Source organism: uncultured Eubacterium sp., assembly GCF_934295145.1.
Lineage (GTDB): Bacteria > Bacillota > Clostridia > Lachnospirales > Lachnospiraceae > Eubacterium_I.
Window position 1 is genome coordinate 1 of record NZ_CAKRAS010000111.1, and the last position, 2,282, is coordinate 2,282.

The window sequence follows — 2,282 nt, forward strand, 5'->3', positions numbered from 1 at the left end:
TTGTTAATATTTGTTTTGGATATTGATACATAAAACACCCCATAAATGAAAAAGTCCCACCGGGTTGCGCATGAAAATCAGAGGCGTGGTGGGTTCTGTTACTATCATTATACAACTTTTATTGTGACTGTCAAGATTCCTTTTTTTAAATAGAATACAAGCTCCCAATATTTCTTGCAGTACACACCTGTTACACGAAGTGTAACAGGTGTGTACTGCATTGTCAATTATCTATAAATCAATTCGTTCAACACAATTTCTTCTGCACGATTGTGGATACTGCCCATTCTCTGAATCCATTCCCACTGATTATCTTCTTTCATTTTCTCGGTTACAGACTCAGCTTTTTGCATTTGATTAATGATGGTCTGCAATCTATCTTGTGCCTGCTCATTTATATCCGCCAGATAGCTCCAGAGCTGACAACTCAACACCAAATCGTTAAATATCACTGGCTTATTCTCCCGCAAATATTCTCGGTGCATACGTCCATACTTTCCAATAGGACGTTCTTCCTCCGGCAACTTCAAATCCGGTATATAATAATCCCCAACCAGTACATAATCAATTCTGTTCTTCGTAAGTCTTTCTTTCATCGTATTTAACCTCTTTCACAACGTATTTATCATAGCTTGACTTCATCTGTCGTAAAAGTGTCGTAAATTCAGGTCGGATTTTGAAAAAATCCTTGATTTTCAAAAGTTTTCAGCACTATTTTCGTCACTTGCCGTGGCAGATGAAAAGTACTTTTATCATAATCTCTATAATCCTCCATAAGTCTCGAAAACGTTGATTTTACAAGGGTTTCCGGACTTTCGGTTTTTCTTCAAATTTTCATAAGTCTCTGTAAATCTTTGCAACTACACCATCAAGTGGTGTAGTAAATGGTGTAGTAATTTTAAGATATTACCACCATATCTGCTGCTCATACAGCAGTCAAATCTCTGTTCTTTTCAGTTTCGGAGTGCTGACGGAACCGGGCAATCTGTGCCATCTGCTCCGCAGCGTGTGCATAACTTGCATGCGTGTAAACATTGAGTGTAACACCAGCATCCGAATGTCCCATCTCAAATCAATAATCCTGAGTTTCTTCTTCCCCAATAAAAATGTTATATGTGTAGTTTACTTTTTTTATAGCATCAAAGAAACCATAATGATACTCCGATTCTTTTATATTCTGAAAATAAAATTCTCTTAAATCCATTTTTCACCCCATATGCAAATACCTAATCATTAACCGTCTCGTCAAGGCTGTTAATGAACTATTCCAGAGGCTGATAATTAGCCAATAACTCATTTAATACGTTTCTGAATATCCTCAACAGATGGCAGTTGCTTTTCCAGATCATCTGGCAGACTGCTGGTTATTTTATATTCGCTTACACCAATCGGCTTTGAAATATCTTTGAGCGAATATTCTGCAACCACATTATTCTTGCTTTTGCACAGAAGCAAGCCAATGGACGGATTATCCTGCTCTTTCTTTAAAATGCCATCCACCGCTGACAGATAAAAATTTAGCTGACCGGCATATTCCGGCTTGAAGTCACCAGTTTTCAATTCAATAACCACATAACAGCGTAGATTCAGGTTATAAAATAGCAAATCAATGTAAAAATCATCGCCACCTACATTCAGGTGATACTGATTGCCCAAAAATGCAAATCCTGTTCCAAGCTCCAGAAGAAGCTTTGTAACATCCCGAACCAGTGCCTGCTCAATATCTCGTTCCAGCATATCTTCCCGGAAAGGAATAAAATCAAAGACGTATGGGTCTTTCATAGTCTGCACTGCTAATTCGCTTTGCGAAGATGGTAGACGATGCTCAAAATTTGTGACCTTATTTGCCAAAACCTGCCGCTGATACAAATCACTTTCGATTTGATGAATCAAAACATTGTGAGACCATCCATTCTCAGCCGTTTTTTCAATGTACCATATACGCTGTTGAGGATCTTTGACTTTTTCCAAAATTGCGATATTATGGGACCACGGAATTTGTGCAGACACCGTCTGCACAAATTCCCGATCAGGATAAGTCTCAGCAAATTTTGCCATATATTTTAGATTACGAACAGAATATCCTTTACTCTCTGGAAAGGAAATCCTAATATCAGTGGCAAGATTGTCAATAAACTTGTTACCCCATGATTTATGTTCATTGATCACACAACCTATATCATGATAAAGGAGCAACATATCTGCATTCGCATGAACTGCTGCACGGTACTGTGCAGCCCTGATTTCGCTCTTGATATTTTCGATAATGGAGAGATACTCAG

2 protein-coding genes are annotated in these 2,282 nt (G+C 38.2%); both read right to left on the reverse strand.

What is annotated here, in order from left to right:
* Nucleotides 1–227 precede the first annotated feature (227 nt).
* Nucleotides 228–596 carry a TnpV protein gene (locus Q0I54_RS13220; protein ID WP_296119345.1) on the reverse strand — a complete coding sequence of 123 codons (369 nt, stop codon included), beginning with the start codon at nt 594–596 and terminating at the stop codon, nt 228–230.
* Nucleotides 597–1,293: 697 nt separating this feature from the next.
* Nucleotides 1,294–2,282 (reverse strand): YhcG family protein (locus Q0I54_RS13225; RefSeq protein ID WP_296119349.1); only part of this gene is annotated, 989 nt, incomplete at its 5' end.